The following is a 16,491-nucleotide window of genomic DNA, read 5'->3' on the forward strand; positions in this document are numbered from 1 at the left end:
GAGAGGCTTTCAGGCGCGAAGGGCCACGCCGGCCTCGCGCAGCGCGGCGTGCAGGGCGTGGGCAAAGGCCACTGCGTGGGGCCCGTCGCCGTGCAGGCAAATCGTTTCCGCGTGCAGCGGCACGGTCTCGCCCGACACGGCCTGCACCACACCCTCGCGCACCATGCGCAGGGTGCGGGCCACGGCCTCGGCGGTGTCGTGGATGAGCGCACCGGGCTGGCTGCGCGGCACGAGGCTGCCGTCGGCGCGGTAGCCGCGGTCGGCAAACACCTCGGCCACGGCCCGCAGGCCCGCGCGTTCGGCCGCGCGCAGCAGTTCGCTGCCCGCCAGGCCATACAAGGCCAGGCCCGGGCTCACGGCCAGCACGGCGTCCGCCACCGCGTCGGCCAGGGCCGGGTCGCGTGCGGCCTGGTTGTAGAGCGCGCCATGCGGCTTGACGTGGTGCAGTTGGCCGCCTGCGGCACGCACCAGCGCGTCCAGGGCGCCGATTTGGTAGATCAGGTCGGCGCGCACCTCGTCCGGCGTGAGTTGCATCTCGCTGCGGCCGAAGTTCTCGCGGTCGGGGTAGCTGGGGTGGGCGCCGAGGGCCACGCCTTGGGCCAGCGCGGCGGCCACGGTGGCCTGCATCAGCCGTGCGTCGCCCGCATGCCAGCCGCAGGCGATGTTGGCGGAGCTGACCAGGGTCAGCAGTTCGGCGTCGTGGGGGGCGCCTTCGCCGAGATCGGCGTTCAGATCGACATGCATAGGGCGGTGTGAAGTTGGTTCAGCTCGCGTTGGCGCTGGCGCAGGGCGGCGATGGCGTCGTCGCGCGTGCAGGGGCGGAAGTGCAGCGTGCCGCCCAGGCGCAGCTGGGCCAGCTTCCACAGGTCAGCGGCAATGACCACGCCGATCTTGGGATAGCCGCCGGTGGTTTGCGCGTCGGCCAGCAGCACGATGGGTTGGCCGGAGGGCGGCACCTGGATCACGCCGGGCAGCACCCCGTGCGAGGGCAGGTCGTGTGCGGTGCAGCGCTCCAGCGCGGGGCCGTCGAATCGGTAGCCCATGCGGTTGCTTTGGGGCGTGAGCCGCCAGGCGGTGTGCCAGAAGGCCGCGTGCGCGGCGGGGGTGAATTCGTCGTACTCCGGGCCGGGCACCACGCGCACCTCGGGCGTCCAGGCGGGCGGGGCGATGCCCAGGCGCCGTTCGGTGGGGCGGCCGGGTTGGCCGAGAGGCAGGCGGTCGCCGTCCCGCAGCGCGCGTCCGCCCATTCCGCCGAACTGGGCTTTCAGGTCGGTGCTGCGCGAGCCCAGCGCGGGCGGTGTGTCGATGCCGCCAGCCACGGCCAGCACGGTGCGCATCCGGTCGCGCGGGGCGGCGAGGGTCAGCGTCTGCCCGGCGTGCACCGGTTGGCGCCAGTAGGGGCGCACCGGGGTGCCGTCGAGCAGGCCGGGAGCATCCGTGCCGCACAGTGCGATGCACGTTGGGGCGTCGAAGCGCAGCGTGGCGGTGCCGAGGGTGAATTCCAGGCCTGCGGCGCCCGGCGCATTGCCCACCAGCAGGTTGGCGTGGGCCAGCGCCAGGTCGTCCAGCATGCCGCAGCGGCTGATGCCGCGGTCGCGCCAGGCGGTGCGGCCGGCGTCTTGCACGGTGGTCAGCGGGCCGGCCCGCAGCAGGTGGATCACAGCGCCTCGGCCACGAAACGCACGCGATCGCCGGGAGCCAGCAGCGTGGGGGGCTCTGCGGCCGGGTTGAACAAGGGCAGGGCGGTGCGGCCGATCAGCTGCCAGCCGCCGGGGCTGGCGAGCGGGTAGATGCCAGTTTGCGCGCCGCCGATGCCCACGCTGCCGGCCGGCACCTGCGTGCGGGGCTCGGCACGCCGGGGCGTGTGCAGGCGCGGGTCCAAGCCCCCCAGATAAGCAAAGCCAGGCTGAAAGCCGATGAAGTACACCACGTACTCGGCCGCCGTGTGCAGGCGCACGACTTCGTCGGTGCTCAGGCCGTGGTGCGCGGCCACATCGGCCAGGTCCGGGCCGTCGTAGTGCACGGGTACGTCCACGCGGCGGCCGGTGGGGGTGTCCTCGCCGGTCTCGTTGGTCGCCAGGGTCTGCCATGTGCGCTGGATGTCGGCTTCCAGCGCGGCGGGGTCGGTGGCGAGCGGGTCGAACCCGACGGTGAGGTTGTTCATGCCCGGGGTCAGGGCCTCCACGCCGGGGTGGCCGTTCAACGCGGCGCTCAGGCGCCACAACCGGGCTTGCTGAGCCAGCGTGGCGGGGGGCGGCAGGTGGCAGCACAAGGCGGCTTCGCCCAGGGGATGGATGGCCAGCGCGGTCATGTCCGAAAGCATGCCATGGGTACACTGACCGAGCCCATGAACCCGCCCATGCAAGAGCCCTTCACGACGCCCCTTTTTTCGCCCGCCGATGAGCAGGCCATGCGCCTGGCGCTGGACCAAGCCCACAACGCGTGGCTGGTGGGCGAGGTGCCGGTGGGGGCCGTGATCATGCGGGCCGGGCAGGTGATTGCCACGGGCTACAACCGCCCCATCACCACGCACGACCCGACGGCGCACGCCGAGATCGTGGCGCTGCGCCACGCGGCCACGCTGCTGGAAAACTACCGCCTGCCGGAGTGCGAGCTGTTCGTGACACTGGAGCCCTGCGCCATGTGCGCAATGGCGCTGATGCACGCGCGCTTCAAGCGCGTGGTGTTCGCGGCCACCGACCCCAAGACGGGCGTGGCCGGCTCGGTGATCGACCTCTTCGGCCAGCCGCAACTCAACCACCACACCCGCGTGGAGCGCGGCCTGATGGCGGATGCCGCCGGCCAGTTGCTGCGCGACTTTTTTGCTGAACGCCGCGAGGCCGCCCGTGCGCGCCGCGCTGAGCGCCAGGGCCTGTTGCCCACCGGCGAAGCCACCCATCTGGACGACTTGCCATGACGACCTTGTCCCTCTTCACGCCCTCGGGCGCCTTGCCCAAGGCCGATGCGCTCAAGCGCGCTGCCAAGCGGCTGACGCAGCTCGGGTTCGAGGTGAGCGTTGATGCCGACGCCCTGGCCCGTCACCAGCGCTTCGGCGGCGACGACGCCACGCGGTTGGCCGCCTTGCACCGGATTGCTGATGCCGCGCCCGGCGTGGCCTTGGCCACCCGAGGCGGCTACGGTCTCACGCGCCTGCTGGACCAGATCGACTGGGGGCGCGTGGCGCACAGCGTGGAGCACGGCACGCGCTGGGTGGGCTACAGCGACCTGACGGCACTGCAAAACGGCTTGATCGCGCACAAGAAGGGCCTGGCCATGTGGTCGGGCCCGCTGGCCTGCGATGACTTCGGTCGCACCGAGGCCGAAGGCGGTGTGGACGAGGTGACGCAGGATTGCTTTCTGGAAGCGATGAGCGGCGCGCTCGAGGCCGTGGGCTTTCGTGAAACGACCAGCGCGCGGGGCGTGACTGAGTTCGACGGTTTGGAAGCCCGCGGGCGCCTGTGGGGGGGCAACCTGACGGTGTTGTGCTCGCTGCTGGGCACGCCGCATTGGCCTAAAGTCAAGGGCGGCGTCTTGTTCCTGGAAGACATCAACGAGCACCCCTACCGCGTGGAGCGCATGCTGCTGCAGTTGCAGCAGGCGGGCGTCATCGACGCGCAGGCCGCCGTGCTGATGGGCGACTTCAGCGGTGCGCCCAAGACGCCGAACGACCGGGGCTACGGCCTGAAGGATGCGGTGGCCGCCCTGCGCAGCCGCACGAAAACGCCGGTGCTGATGGGCCTGCCGTTCGGCCATGTGCGCACCAAGGTGTGCCTGCCGGTGGGGGCGACGGTGGACCTGTACGTGCAAGGGCGCGAGGCGATCCTGGGCTGGCAGTCGGACGCGCGCCTGGCCCATGACCATGGCCACCACCACGGCCACGATCACGACCATTGAGTGGGCCCATGGCGGCGCCCAGGGTTTTCACGCCTGCTGAAAGCGCTGCCGACCGGCCCGGCACCCAGGGGTGCGAACTATCATCCCCGCATCGCCTCGGCTTGCCCCGAGGCGCTTTGTTTTTCAAAAGAACATGCATGCGTTGGGATCGGTGATGCGTCGCTTGGGTCGGGCCCTGGGCGCGCTGCTGCTGGCTGGGCTGGCGGCGTGCAACAACAGCCCGCATCCGCAAGGCGCCGAGCGCGAGAACGCGCTGTACATGGCGTTTGCCGAACGCTCGCCGCGTTACCTGGACCCGACCTCGTCGTATTCGGCGCCTGAAAGCACTTTCGTCTACGAGATTTGCGAGCCGCCCTATGGCTACCACCCGCTCAAGCGCCCGTACAGCCTGATTCCGCGGGCGGCCGCGGAGGTGGTGCGGCCTTACTTTCTGGATGCCCAGGGCCAGCGCCTGCCCGACGATGCGCCCGACGCGCAAATTGCGCAGGCGGTGTACGACGTGCCCATTCGCCCCGGCTTGAAGTGGGCGCCGCATCCGGCCTTTGCCAAGGACGCCGCCGGCCGCCCCCGCTACCTGCAACTGCGCCCCCAAGACCTGGGCGAGCGACGCAGTCCGTTCGACTTCGAGCACCTAGGCACACGCGAGGTGGTGGCGGACGATTTCGTCTACGCCCTCAAGCGACACGCCAGCCCACGCCAGGAGGCGCCGGTGGCGGCCGTGTTCTCAGAGCACCTGCTGGGCATGAAGGACTACATGGCCCTGGTGCGCCGCGAAAGCGAGCGCCAGTTGAAGGGCTTGCCCGAAAACCTGGCCGACAAGCCCTTCCTGGACTTGCGCCAGTGGCCCCTGGCGGGGGCCGAGGCGGTGAACGACCACCTGCTGCGCATCCGGCTCAAGGGCCGATACCCGCAGTGGCAGTATTGGATGGCCACCAACTTCACCGCGCCGATTCCGTGGGAGGTGGACGCGTTCTATGCCCAGCCCGGCATGGCCGCGCGCTCGCTGGGCTGGAACCGTTGGCCGGTGGGCACGGGGCCGTTCATGATGACCACCTACGAGCAGGACCGGCGCCATGTGATGAGCCGCAACCCGAACTACCGGGTGGACACCTACCCCTGCGAAGGCGCGCCGGGCGATGCCGAGGCTGGCCGGTTGGCGGACTGCGGCAAACGCCTGCCGTTCGTGGACCGGGTGGTGGCGATCAACATCAAGGAGCAGGTGCCCATCAAGGAGCTGTTCAAGCAAGGCCACCTGGACCTGCCCGAGATGGACCGCGCCGATTGGGGCGTGAACCTGGCGGTGGACCGGGACGACTCCGACGAGGTGCGGGCCTTCTTCGAACAGCGCGGCTTTCAGCTGCCCATGACGGTCGACATCACCAACTGGTACCTCGGCTTCAACTGGCTGGACCCGGTGGTGGGCCGGGGCGACACGCCCGAGCAGCAGCGCCGCAACCGTGCGCTGCGGCAGGCGATCTCGATTGCGATCGATTGGGAAGAGGGCTACGGTCGCATCTTCCGCGCCAAAGGCGGCGATGCCGCGCATGGGCCCATCCCGCCCGGCGTGTTCGGCTCTCGCGAAGGGCAGCCCGGCCAGTTCAACCCCGTCACCCACCGCCTGGAGAACGGCCAGCCGGTGCGCCGCCCCTTGGCCGATGCCTTGAAGCTGATGGAGGAGGCCGGCTACCCCGGCGGGCGCGATGCCGCGACGGGCAAGCCCCTGGTGCTGAACTACGACTTCCAGCGCGTGGTGACGCCGGAACTGAAGGCCGAGAACGACTGGCTGGTGCGGCAGTTCGCCAAGCTCGGCATTCAGCTGGACATCCGCGCGACGGACTTCAACCAGTTCCAGGAGAAGGTGCTCAAGGGCAAGCACCAGATCTTCTGGTGGGGCTGGTTTGCTGACTACCCGGACGCCGAGAACTTCCTGTTCCTGCTGTACGGCCCGAACAGCAAGAGCCGCTTTGAAGGCGAGAACACGGCCAACTACGACAACCCGGAATTCAACCGCCTGTACCGCCGCTTGCAGCAGCTGGAGGACGGCCCCGAGAAGGCGGCCGTGATGGCGCAGATGACCGACATCGTGCGCCAGGACGCACCGTGGGCGTGGGGCTACTGGAGCTACTCTGCCGTGGCTTACCAGCGCTGGGTGCACAACGGCAAGCCGGGCGTGGTGGTGCGCGACCGGGCCCGCTACCTGCGGGTGGATGTGGACGAGCGCGCGCGCAGCGTGGCGGCGTGGAACCGGCCGGTGTGGTGGCCGCTGCTGGTGCTGGGCGCGGGCGTGGCCCTGGTTGGCTGGAGCGTGCGCCGCGCCTGGCGCGCCCGCGATGCCGCAACCGCGCGGGCGGGGAGGGCGTGATGCTGGGCTACATCGCACGGCGCGTGGCGTACGGGCTGGCCATCTTGGTGGGGGTGAATCTGCTCACCTTCGCGCTCTTCTTTGCGGTCAACACGCCGGACGACATGGCCCGGCTGAACATCGGCGGCAAGCGCGTCACGCAGGAGCAGATCGACACCTGGAAGGCCGAGCGCGGCTATGACAAGCCGCTGTACCTGGACCGCAGCCGCAACGGGCTGGAGCAGGTGACGCACACCATCCTGTGGGAGCGCTCCATCAGCCTGTTCGCGCTGGACTTTGGCCGCAGCGACGCGCGGCAGGCCATCGACATCGGGCACGAGGTGCGCACGCGCATGGCGGTGAGCCTGCAGCTGGCGGTGCCGCTGTTCGTGCTGCAGGTGCTGGTGAGCGTGGCGTTCGCGTTGTTGTTGGCGAGCTTTCGGCACAGCCGCATCGACTTCTGGGGCGTGGTGCTGTGCGTGCTGATGCTGTCGATCAGCAGCCTGTTCTACATCATCGTGGGCCAGTTCCTGTTCGCCCGCGTGCTGAAGCTGGTGCCCATGAACGGCTTTGCGCCGGGGCTGGATGCCGTGAAGTTCCTGGCGCTGCCGGTGCTGCTGTCGCTGCTCAGTCGCCTGGGCGGTGAGGCGCGCCTGTACCGCGCCATGCTGCTGGAGGAAATGGGCAAGGACTACGTGCGCACCGCGCGCTCCAAGGGCCTGAGCGAAGGTCAGGTGCTGCGCCGCCACGTGCTGCGCAATGCCCTCATCCCCATCTTGACCAGCGCGGGTGGCTACCTGCCGTACGTGTTCCTGGGCAGCCTGGTGTTTGAAAGCTTCTTCGGCATTCCGGGCCTTGGGGCCTTTGTGATCGAAGCCATCAGCAGCCAGGACTTCGCCATCGTGCGAACCATGGTGTTCCTGGGCGCGGTGCTGTACATCGCCAGCAATGCCCTGATCGACATCGCCTACACCTGGGTCGATCCGCGCGTGAGGTTGCAATGAAGTGGGTGCTGCTGTGGACGGACCTGGCGCTGTGGCTGATGGCCGCCTGCCTGATCGGCTTCGTCATTCGACTTCGGTCTCGGCCTGAGTTGCGGCAGGCCTGGCTGCGCGTGGTGCGTGACCCTGTCACGGCATGCGCGGGCCTGGTGGTGCTGCTGGGCCTGCTGTTGGCGTTGGCCGACAGCGTGCACCTGCGGCTGGCTTTGCCAGGCAGCAACGGTGCGCCGGTGTACGACACGCGCACCGTGTCGGCGCTGGACCTGGTGCTGGAGTCGCACGTGGCCGGCCGTGAAGTCAGCTACTCGGCCCCGCTGGCGACGCAGGGGCTGAGCAAGGAGAGCCGGGTGGCGGCAGACGGCACCGTGCATCGCGAGTTCCCCCGCCTGCAGTTTGGCGGCGCACACCTGCAAGACCCGGCGCGAGAGCATGGCGCCGACCTGGCGCGCCTGGCGGTGCAGGGCGCTGCCGCCGGGGCGGGCGTTGCCGTGGTGCTCACACTCAGCGTGGCGGCCGGGGTGGCGCGGCGGCGAGGTGGCTTCGCCACGGCGCTGCGCGACCTTGCGCACGACCGCACCCCCTTGCCGTGGCGCGCGATGCTGGGCACCCTGGCCGTGGGCTGCGTGCTGGCAGGCGTGGTGTGGACCTGGATGCCGCACTACCACGTGCTGGGCACCGACCGCACCGGCAACGACGTGCTGGTGCAGGCGTTGAAAAGCGTGCGCACCGCCTTCGTCATCGGCACCCTGGCCACGCTTGCCACCTTGCCTCTCGCCTTGGCGCTGGGTGTGCTGGCGGGCTACTACAAGGGATGGGTGGATGAGGTCGTGCAGTACCTGTACACCACGCTCAGTTCGGTGCCCAACGTGCTGCTGATTGCTGCCTGCGTGCTGATGGTGCAGGTGTTCTTCGACAAGAACCCCGACCTCTTTGAAACCGCCGCCGAGCGCTCCGACTTGAAGATGCTGCTGCTGTGCGTCATCCTGGGTCTGACCGGCTGGGCCGGCCTGTGCCGCCTCGTGCGGGCCGAGACCCTGAAGCTGCGGGAACTGGACTACGTTCAAGCAGCCACCGCGTTCGGCGTGGGGGATGCGCGCATCATGCTTCGGCACATCGTGCCCAACGTCATGCACCTCGTGCTGATTACCCTGGTGCTGAGCTTTTCGGAGCTGATCCTCTACGAAGCCGTGTTGACCTATGTGGGCGTGGGCGTGGACCCGCTCATGAACAGCTTCGGCAGCATGATCAACCTGGCCCGGGCCGAAATGTCGCGCGACCCGGTCGTTTGGTGGAGCTTTGCCGCGGCGTTTGGCTTCATGGTCGGCCTGGTGCTCGCGGCCAACCTGTTGGCCGATGGCGTGCGGGAGGCCTTCGACCCCCGCGGCAAGCCGGTGCGGCGCCGTCGCGCCTCGGCCGTGATGGAGACGCCGCATGCTTGAAATTGACGACTTGCATGTGGCGTTGGACGCCGAGGCCGGCGTGGTTCGCGCCCTGGACGGGCTGCGCTTTTGCCTGACGCGCGGTGAGACGTTCGCGCTGGTGGGCGAGAGCGGCTGCGGCAAGAGCATGACCGCCTTGGCCCTGATGCGGCTGCTGCCCGACAGCGGCCGGCACACGGCCGGCGCCATGCGGCTGGAGGGGGATGACCTGCTGGCCTGGCCCGAGGCCCGCATGCGCCAGGCCCGCGGAGGCCGCATCGGCATCATTTTTCAAGAGCCCTCCACCAGCCTGAACCCGGTGATGCGGGTGGGCGAGCAGGTCGCTGAGGCCATCGAAGCCCACACGCCGCTGCGAGGCGCCGCGGCTCGATCCCGCGCGGTGGAGTGGTTGGCCCGTGTGGGCATTCCCGAGCCGCAGCGTCGTGCGCTGGACTATCCGTTCCAGCTCTCGGGCGGCCAGAAGCAGCGCGTGATGATCGCCATTGCGCTGGCAGCCGAGCCCGACTATCTGATCGCCGACGAGCCCACCACCGCGCTGGACGTGACCATCCAGGCGCAAATCCTGGACCTGATTCGGGACCTGCAGCGCGAGCGACAGTTGGGCGTGCTCCTGATCACGCATGACCTGGCCGTGGTGCGCGGCATGGCACACACCGTGGCCTTGATGTACGCCGGGCAGATTGTGGAGATGGCTCCGGCCGCGGAGTTCTTCGCGGCGCCTCGCCACCCGTACGCCCGGCTGCTGCTGGATGCCTTGCCGGACCGTGGGCGGCGCGGGCAACGTCTGGCTGCCATTGAGGGCACCGTGCCGCCGCTGTGGCAGCCTTTTGCCGGTTGCCGATTTGCGCCGCGCTGTGACCGCGCCACCACCATGTGCGCCGGCCAGGCGCCGTTGTTGGGGCCTGTGGCGCCCGGCCGCACGGTTCGGTGCTGGCTGGCGAGCGAGCCACACGCCCCGATCCAGATGCGCGAGCCGGCTGAGCCGTTGGCTGGTGCGGCGGTGCAGAGCCCCGGGCCGGGGGAGGGCATTCCTTTGCTCGACGTTCGTGCGCTCTCGGTGCGCTTTGCGCCCCGCACGAGCTTCTGGCGGCGGCCGCCCGTGATCGCGCCCGCGGTGGACGGCGTCAGTTTCCAGCTCCAAACCGGGCGCACGCTGGCGCTGGTGGGCGAGTCCGGCTGCGGAAAAACCACCACCGGCAAAGCGCTGGCCCAGCTGCTGCGCCGGCAGGCGCTCATCCAGGGCGAGGCCTTGTTCCAGGGGCGGGACCTGTTTTCGCTCCAGGGCGACGCGTTGCGGGCCGCGCGGCGCGATTTGCAGATCGTCTTCCAGGACCCGTTCGCCTCGATGAACCCGCGCATGCGTGTGGCCGAGGTGCTGGAGGAGGGCATGGTGGCGCTGCGCCCGGAGTGGGATGCGGAGCAGCGGCAGGCGCGCCTGCACGAGTTGGTCGAGCAGGTCGGCCTGCGCCGGGACGCCCTGACGCGTTGGCCGCATGAGTTTTCCGGCGGGCAGCGCCAGCGGATTGCCATCGCCCGAGCGCTGGCGGTGCAACCGCGGCTCATCATTTGCGACGAGCCGACCTCGGCGCTGGACGTGTCGGTACAGGCCCAGATCCTGAACCTCCTGCGCGAGCTTCAGCAGGCCCATGGCCTGGCCTATCTGTTCATCACGCACAACCTGTCCGTGGTGGAGTACGTGGCCGACGAGGTGGCGGTGATGCAGCGGGGGCGCATCGTCGAGCAAGGGGCCTGTGACCAAATCCTCGGACAGCCCCGTGAAAGTTTCACGAAGGCGTTGTTGGCTTCGGTGCCCCGATTGACGTGAAGTCGTCGCGTCGGGACAACGCCTAAGGGTTTCACACTAGGGGCGGCAAATGCTGGAAACCCATTGAAATCAACGGGTTACAAAGCTTCGCGGCCCGCGTAGGGGCATTTACTCCCCGGACACATGCTGCGCCGCATCGAAACTTCCGGCACCCCTCAATCTGGGCTGATCGCCCGGGCCAAGGTGAGCCCCCATCCGGGCTAGCGCCGCCCCCAAACCAGGGCGGGCCACTGTCTCTTCAGGAGTGTCAATGTTCAAAACAACCACCATCACAGGCGCCATCCTGGCGCTGGCCGCGACGAGCGCGCTGGCTCAGGAAGCACAAAAGCTGGAGCGGATCGAAGTCACGGGTTCGAGCATCAAGCGCGTTTCCGCTGAAACTTCGCTGCCCATCTCGACGTTCTCCCGCGAAGAAATCGCCCGTACCGGCGCGACCACCGTGCAGGATCTGGTCTCGAACCTGCCTTCCAGCTTCGGCGGTGGCGTGGTGGCCAACAACGTGGGTGCCACCGGTGGCGCTTCCACGGCCAACCTGCGCGCGCTGGGTGCCAAGTACACGCTGGTGCTGCTGAACGGCCGCCGCGTGGCGAACTTCGCCTTCGGCAACAGCCCGGTCGACCTGAACTCGATCCCGCTGGCCGCGGTGGAACGCGTCGAAATCGTGCGTGACGGCGCTTCGTCGACCTACGGCGCTGACGCCGTCGCCGGCGTGATCAACTTCATCTTGAAGAAGGACTACCAGGGCGCTGAAATCACCTGGGGTGAGTACAAGTCTGACGCACCTGGCGGTGGCGTGGACAACGTCAGCGCAGTCCTGGGCTTTGGCGATCTGGCCAAGGACCGCTTCAACGTCATGCTGACGGCGGGCCGCGAAGAAGTGGCCGCCGTGAAGGCGCGCAATCGCAGCTTCGCGGACACCGCGGTGCGTCCGGACCTGGGCATCAACAAGTCGTCGCCCCGCAACGGCATCCCCAACCTGAACTTCACCGACACCAAGGGCAACAAGTACACCGGCGTGAACCCGCTGCGTTACCTGGGTTGCAACGCGCCTGACTTCGGTCTCGCCACGTTCGGTGTTCCCGCCAGCGCCACGCAGTGCGGTACCGACTACGTCAAGTTCATCGATTTGGTGCCCGAGCAGTGGCGCGCCAACTTCACCGGCCGCGGTGTGTTCCAGATCGACGCAGACAACCAGTTGTTCGTCGAAGCGATGCACAACCGTGACCGTCAGCAGTCGTTCTACTCGCCGGCGCCCTACACCAAGCCGATGTCGTACCCCACGACCGGCCGCTTTTACCCCAAGAGCATCACCCTGCCCAAGGGCATGACGCTGCCTGCCGGCTACACGATGCCTGACGGCACCAAGTTGGCTGCGGCAACCGTGCTGGCTGCCGACATGGCGGTGACCCCGACGGGCAACATCACCGGTACTTGGCGTACCGTGGCCGGTGGCGGCCGCTCGGACATCACCGAGACGAAGACCGACCGCGTCATGGTCGGCGCCAAGGGTCTGTTGGCTGGTTGGGACTACGACGCTGGCCTTACGTTCTCCAGCAACAAGGGCGAAATCTTCTTCGGCCCGGGCAAGTTCAGCTACGCCAAGCTGACGCCGCTGGTCAACTCGGGTGCCATCAACGTGTTCGGCCCGCAAGACGCCACCAGCCAAGCGCTGCTGGACGGCGCCCTGCTGACCGGTCAGCGCCAACAGGCCGCCGAATCCAAGTCGACGGAATTCGACTTCAAGGTTTCGCGCGAAGTGATGGAACTGGCCGCCGGCCCCCTGGCTGTGGCTGCTGGTTTCAACTATCGCCAAGAAAAGCTGAACCAGATCTCCGACCCGGTGTTGGAGTCGGGTGATGAAGTCGGCGGCGGTGGTGCTGTGCCGACCGTGTCGAGCGGCCGCAAGGTGTACGGCGTGTTCGGCGAAGTTGAAATTCCCGTGATCAAGGACCTGAGCGTCAACTTGGCCGCGCGTTACGACAACTACAAGAACGACTTCGGCACCAGCTTCAACAGCTTCAGCCCGAAGGCCAGCGTGCGTTGGCAGCCCACCAAGGACCTGCTGGTCCGCGGTTCGGTCGCCAAGGGCTATCGCGCCCCGACGCTGTACGAAAACCTCCGTCCTCTGACGACCAGCAACAACACGGCTGCGAACTGGAGCGACCCGATCCGCTGCCCGAACGGCGTGCCTATCACCAACACCATCAACCCCGTGGGTGAGCTGGTGGACGAGTGCCAGGTGCAGCTGACGGCCGGTACCTCGGGTGACAAGAACCTGCGTCCGGAGAAGTCGCGTCAGTTCTCGCTGGGCATCGTGTTCTCGCCGATCAAGGACATGACGGTGGGTGTGGACTACTGGAACGTGGAAATCAAGGACCCGATCGTCGGCAAGTCCGAAATCCAGGTCTTCAGCGATCCGACGACCTACAAGGACTTCTTCTACCGCTTCAACCCGCAGACGGATCCGGATCAGCTGAACCCCATCAAGGGCAGCACCAACAAGGACTTCCCGCTCGCATACGTCTACCTGCCGTATGAGAACAACGGTAAGAACTTCGCCTCGGGTCTGGACTTCTCTGCCTCGTACCGCACCAAGTTGGCGGGCGTGGGCACGGTGGGTGTGAACTTCGACGGTTCGCTGTTCACGACGCACGGCTACCAGTACGCCGGCGCGCCGAAGGTCAGCGATCTCGGCAAGTTCAAGGACTTCGGTGCGGTGCCTCGCTGGCGCCATGCCGTGACCGGCACGTGGTCGAGCGGTATCTTCAACGCGTCGTTGACCAACAACTACACGCACAGCTACGAGGACTACACCGATCCGTTCTCGGTCGGTGCCAACTACCCGCTGACGCGTACGGTCAAGGCTTACTACACCTGGGACGGCCAGTTCGGTATCAAGCCGACCAAGTCGCTGTCTTTGGTGTTGGGCGTGAAGAACCTGCTGGACAAGGATCCGCCGTCGTCGCGTAACTCGCTGTACTTCCAGACCGGCTTTGACCCGACCTACACCAACCCGGTGGGTCGCCAGTACTACGGCCGCATCAACTACAAGTTCTTCTGAGCTTGAGTTGAGCTTCAGCTGACTCAGGGCCGCATCGAAAGATGCGGCCTTTTTGCTTTGTCGGCTTGTAATTCAGTTGATCCTTTGGCACGGGTTAGCCCCAACAAGTCGCTTGCAGGCGGGCCGCTAAGATGCTTCCAAGGCCAAGTTCGGCCGTGTCGCGCGGGAAGCCGCGCAAGGTTCGTGGCAAAGAAACGCAGCCCGACGGCTTGAAGCCACCGGGCGTTTTTTTTGGTTCGAATCGATGCCAGTGACTTGTGTGCTGCATCCGCGTTTGAACTGCGTGTTTTCAACGAGGCGGCGGGTGAACCTTCGCGTTTTAGAATGCACGCCTTTCGGGACTCGATGACGGTCGGAACGCAACTTCCTCCGCCCTGGTGGCCGATCCCCAAGAAGAAGTCATTGACTGTGATTTGTAGTTGCAAGAAGGAGCGCGCATGAATTTTGCGCAGGAGAAGCAGGGTGCGTCCCGGTTCACGGGCCTTGGCATCGTGGTCCTCATTCACGTCGTGGCCATCTACGCGCTGGCCAGCGGCTTGGCCAAGGACCTGGTGAAAAAGGTGACCGGCCCGATCGACGTCAAAGTCATCGAGGAAAAGGTCAAGCCGCCGCCTCCCCCTGAGAAGGTTGTCCCACCTCCGCCGGACCTGAAGGCTCCGCCGCCGCCGTTTGTGCCGCCGCCTGAGTTCCAGGTCACCGCCCCGGCACCGCCGGCGCCGGCGATTCAATCGACGCAAGTTGCACCGCCTGCTGTTGAATCTGTGCGCCCTGCGCCGGCCCCGGCACCCGCTGCGGCTCCAGCGCCGGCACCGCGTCCGGCCAAGATCACCGCTGGCATGGTTTGCACCAAGATGGGCAAGCCGGAAATGCCGTCCGTGAACTGGAGCGGCGAAGCGCTGTACAAGGCGGTTGCGACCGTGAAGGCCGGTCGCGTCGTCGCGGTGGAAATCACCTCGTTGCGTGGTGGCGTGGATCGCAAGGCCCAGCGCGCACTGACGCAAGCCATCCAACAGACGCTGCAGGACACCTACGAGTGCCCTGGCGATCACGTGTTCGAGCAGGAGTTCCAGTTCAAGATCGAATAAGAGACCTCGCTTCGCCTCGAACTTGGCACACCGCTCGGCGTGTGCCGCAAGAAACCAAATTACCAGAATCTTTCCCTAGGAGTTGACTCCATGATTTCTCGCATCACCGGCTTCCTGGCCGCCATCGCCATGGCTGCGACCCTGGCTGTTTCGCCCGCTCATGCGCAAGACCAGAAGCCGGCCGACGCCGCTTCGGCTGTCGCTGTTGACGCCGCTGCGCCGGCTCCGGCTGCCGCTCCGGCCAAGCAAGACAACCCCTACAGCCTGGCCAACATCGTTGCTCACGGCAACGTGGTGGACCAGGTCGTTCTGCTCATCCTGGGCATCATGTCCATGGGCTCTTGGTACATCCTGGTCGTGCGCCTGTGGGACACGAGCAAGCTGTCGGCGGAAGCCAAGGAAGTGCGCGCCACGTTCTTCAAGAAGGCCAGCCTGGCTGATGGCATCCGTGGCCTGAAGGAAGAAAGTGCCTTCCGCTACATCGCCACCGCTGCTGTCGAAGCCTCGGAACACCACGAAGGTGCCCTGACCGAGAACATCGACCACAGCAGCTGGGTCACGATGAACGTCGAGCGCGCCGTCGCTGACGTCAACACCAAGATCTCCGCTGGCCTGGGCTTCCTGGCGACCGTCGGTTCGACCTCCCCCTTCATCGGCCTGTTCGGTACCGTGTGGGGCATTCTGAACGCGCTGACCGCCATCGGTGTGGCCGGTCAAGCGTCCATCGACAAGGTTGCCGGCCCCGTGGGCGCCGCTCTGATCATGACCGCCATCGGTCTGGTCGTCGCTGTGCCGGCCGTGCTGGGCTACAACTGGCTGGTCAATCGCAACAAGGCTGTGATGGGTCAAGTGCGCTCGTTCGCCGGTGACCTGCACGGCGTGCTGATGGGCAACCGCGCTGTCGCCAAGCGCTGAGTCCAGGCTCGCTCGATAAGGAGCTCAAGCTATGGGCATGAACGTCGGATCTTCTTCCGGCGAAGATGAAGTCAACGCAACCATCAACACCACGCCCCTCGTGGACGTGATGTTGGTGATGCTGATCATCTTCCTCATCACCGTGCCGGTGGTGACGCAGACGATCGCGGTGAATCTCCCCAAGGAGACCAACGTGATCCGCGTCACCAAGCCGGAAAACATTGAACTTTCGGTCAGCAAGGACGGCGACGTCTACTGGAACACCAAGCTGATTCCCGACATGGAGGAGCTGGTGAAGCGCCTCGGTAAGGAATCGGTGAAGAACCCGCAGCCCGAAGTGCACATCCGCGGCGATGACAAGTCGCGCTACGAGTCGGTCGGTCGCGTGATCTTCGCCAGCCAGCGCGCCGGCATCATGAAGATCAACTTCGTCACCGAGCCCCCGGCTCGCGGCGGTTGATCCCAGGAGTCATACATGGGAATGAACGTTGGAAGTTCGTCGGGCAGCGGTGAACCCGAAGTCATGATGGACGTCAACACGACGCCGCTGATTGACGTGATGCTGGTGTTGTTGGTGATGTTGATCATCACCATCCCAATCCAGCTGCACACCATCAACCTCGACATGCCGCCGCCGTCCAGCACGCCGCCGACGTCGGATCCGGTGGTGCACACCGTCATGATCGACTTCGATGGCACCATCTACTGGGACGAAAACGCCCTGGCCAACATCGATGCCGTGAACGCGAAGATGAAGGAAGTGGGTGAGATGCCGCTGAGCGATCAGCCGGAAATTCACATCAAGCCCAACAAGCTGGTGGATTACGGTGTGGTGGCTGCAGTGATGGCATCTGCGCAGCGCAACAGCGTCAAGAAGATGGGCATGGTCGGCAACGAGCAGTACGTCAAGTGACGTGTTCTCGGCACCGC

Annotated in this window: 14 protein-coding genes; 11 read left to right on the forward strand and 3 right to left on the reverse strand. The window is 66.7% G+C overall.

All coding sequences use genetic code 11. The annotated features are described in order from the left end of the window. Nucleotides 1-9: 9 nt before the first annotated feature. From pxpA to pxpB, 3 genes are read right to left on the reverse strand one after another with little or no spacing between them, the layout of a single operon-like run. Entirely contained in the window at nucleotides 10-744 is a 735-nt protein-coding gene (gene pxpA / locus ACG01O_RS05635) for a 5-oxoprolinase subunit PxpA (protein WP_394382147.1), read from the reverse strand. Next, nucleotides 729-1,661 carry a 5-oxoprolinase subunit C family protein gene (locus ACG01O_RS05640; protein ID WP_394382149.1) on the reverse strand — a complete coding sequence of 311 codons (933 nt, stop codon included), beginning with the start codon at nucleotides 1,659-1,661 and terminating at the stop codon, nucleotides 729-731. Before ACG01O_RS05640 ends, pxpA begins: the two co-directional genes overlap by 16 nt. Then, entirely contained in the window at nucleotides 1,658-2,311 is a 654-nt protein-coding gene (gene pxpB / locus ACG01O_RS05645) for a 5-oxoprolinase subunit PxpB (protein WP_394382151.1), read from the reverse strand. Before pxpB ends, ACG01O_RS05640 begins: the two co-directional genes overlap by 4 nt. 48 nt (nucleotides 2,312-2,359) lie before the next feature. On the opposite strand from pxpB, the gene tadA reads away from it, so the two are divergent. The 11 genes from tadA (at nucleotide 2,360) to ACG01O_RS05700 (ending at nucleotide 16,474) form a co-directional block, all read left to right on the forward strand. Continuing rightward, nucleotides 2,360-2,917 carry a tRNA adenosine(34) deaminase TadA gene (gene tadA, locus ACG01O_RS05650; RefSeq protein WP_394382528.1) on the forward strand — a complete coding sequence of 186 codons (558 nt, stop codon included), beginning with the start codon at nucleotides 2,360-2,362 and terminating at the stop codon, nucleotides 2,915-2,917. Continuing rightward, nucleotides 2,914-3,894 (forward strand): LD-carboxypeptidase, encoded by a 981-nt coding sequence (locus ACG01O_RS05655; RefSeq protein WP_394382153.1) that lies wholly within the window; start codon nucleotides 2,914-2,916, stop codon nucleotides 3,892-3,894. The genes tadA and ACG01O_RS05655 overlap by 4 nt, the downstream gene beginning before the upstream one ends. A 154-nt stretch (nucleotides 3,895-4,048) precedes the next feature. Further along, nucleotides 4,049-6,256, forward strand: a complete 2,208-nt coding sequence (locus ACG01O_RS05660) for an ABC transporter substrate-binding protein (protein WP_394382155.1) — start codon at nucleotides 4,049-4,051, stop codon at nucleotides 6,254-6,256. Then, nucleotides 6,256-7,239, forward strand: a complete 984-nt coding sequence (locus ACG01O_RS05665) for an ABC transporter permease (protein ID WP_394382157.1) — start codon at nucleotides 6,256-6,258, stop codon at nucleotides 7,237-7,239. Before ACG01O_RS05660 ends, ACG01O_RS05665 begins: the two co-directional genes overlap by 1 nt. Next, a complete protein-coding gene (locus ACG01O_RS05670; RefSeq protein ID WP_394382159.1) occupies nucleotides 7,236-8,675 on the forward strand; it encodes an ABC transporter permease in 1,440 nt (479 codons plus the stop codon). Before ACG01O_RS05665 ends, ACG01O_RS05670 begins: the two co-directional genes overlap by 4 nt. Continuing rightward, nucleotides 8,668-10,500: an ABC transporter ATP-binding protein gene (locus tag ACG01O_RS05675; RefSeq protein WP_394382161.1), complete on the forward strand. Its 1,833-nt coding sequence runs from the start codon at nucleotides 8,668-8,670 to the stop codon at nucleotides 10,498-10,500. The genes ACG01O_RS05670 and ACG01O_RS05675 overlap by 8 nt, the downstream gene beginning before the upstream one ends. 250 nt (nucleotides 10,501-10,750) lie before the next feature. Beyond that, nucleotides 10,751-13,561, forward strand: a complete 2,811-nt coding sequence (locus tag ACG01O_RS05680) for a TonB-dependent receptor plug domain-containing protein (protein WP_394382163.1) — start codon at nucleotides 10,751-10,753, stop codon at nucleotides 13,559-13,561. A 437-nt stretch (nucleotides 13,562-13,998) separates the two neighbouring features. Further along, nucleotides 13,999-14,646 (forward strand): ABC transporter substrate-binding protein, encoded by a 648-nt coding sequence (locus ACG01O_RS05685; protein WP_394382164.1) that lies wholly within the window; start codon nucleotides 13,999-14,001, stop codon nucleotides 14,644-14,646. Between the two features lie 90 nt (nucleotides 14,647-14,736). Beyond that, entirely contained in the window at nucleotides 14,737-15,561 is an 825-nt protein-coding gene (locus ACG01O_RS05690; RefSeq protein ID WP_394382166.1) for a MotA/TolQ/ExbB proton channel family protein, read from the forward strand. Between the two features lie 31 nt (nucleotides 15,562-15,592). Beyond that, nucleotides 15,593-16,021 carry an ExbD/TolR family protein gene (locus tag ACG01O_RS05695; protein WP_394382167.1) on the forward strand — a complete coding sequence of 143 codons (429 nt, stop codon included), beginning with the start codon at nucleotides 15,593-15,595 and terminating at the stop codon, nucleotides 16,019-16,021. A gap of 15 nt (nucleotides 16,022-16,036) precedes the next feature. Further along, nucleotides 16,037-16,474, forward strand: a complete 438-nt coding sequence (locus tag ACG01O_RS05700; RefSeq protein WP_394382169.1) for an ExbD/TolR family protein — start codon at nucleotides 16,037-16,039, stop codon at nucleotides 16,472-16,474. Nucleotides 16,475-16,491 lie beyond the last annotated feature (17 nt).

This window comes from Pelomonas baiyunensis, assembly GCF_043555935.1.
In the GTDB taxonomy this organism is placed as follows: domain Bacteria; phylum Pseudomonadota; class Gammaproteobacteria; order Burkholderiales; family Burkholderiaceae_C; genus Pelomonas; species Pelomonas baiyunensis.

Coding starts and splice junctions, on each gene's coding strand:
- pxpA (WP_394382147.1), bottom strand. CDS start 744: ATGCATGTCGATCTGAACGCCGATCTCGGCGAAGGCGCCCCCCACGAC.
- pxpB (WP_394382151.1), bottom strand. CDS start 2,311: ATGACCGCGCTGGCCATCCATCCCCTGGGCGAAGCCGCCTTGTGCTGC.
- tadA (WP_394382528.1), top strand. CDS start 2,360: ATGCAAGAGCCCTTCACGACGCCCCTTTTTTCGCCCGCCGATGAGCAG.
- ACG01O_RS05655 (WP_394382153.1), top strand. CDS start 2,914: ATGACGACCTTGTCCCTCTTCACGCCCTCGGGCGCCTTGCCCAAGGCC.
- ACG01O_RS05660 (WP_394382155.1), top strand. CDS start 4,049: ATGCGTCGCTTGGGTCGGGCCCTGGGCGCGCTGCTGCTGGCTGGGCTG.
- ACG01O_RS05665 (WP_394382157.1), top strand. CDS start 6,256: ATGCTGGGCTACATCGCACGGCGCGTGGCGTACGGGCTGGCCATCTTG.
- ACG01O_RS05670 (WP_394382159.1), top strand. CDS start 7,236: ATGAAGTGGGTGCTGCTGTGGACGGACCTGGCGCTGTGGCTGATGGCC.
- ACG01O_RS05675 (WP_394382161.1), top strand. CDS start 8,668: ATGCTTGAAATTGACGACTTGCATGTGGCGTTGGACGCCGAGGCCGGC.
- ACG01O_RS05680 (WP_394382163.1), top strand. CDS start 10,751: ATGTTCAAAACAACCACCATCACAGGCGCCATCCTGGCGCTGGCCGCG.
- ACG01O_RS05685 (WP_394382164.1), top strand. CDS start 13,999: ATGAATTTTGCGCAGGAGAAGCAGGGTGCGTCCCGGTTCACGGGCCTT.
- ACG01O_RS05690 (WP_394382166.1), top strand. CDS start 14,737: ATGATTTCTCGCATCACCGGCTTCCTGGCCGCCATCGCCATGGCTGCG.
- ACG01O_RS05695 (WP_394382167.1), top strand. CDS start 15,593: ATGGGCATGAACGTCGGATCTTCTTCCGGCGAAGATGAAGTCAACGCA.
- ACG01O_RS05700 (WP_394382169.1), top strand. CDS start 16,037: ATGGGAATGAACGTTGGAAGTTCGTCGGGCAGCGGTGAACCCGAAGTC.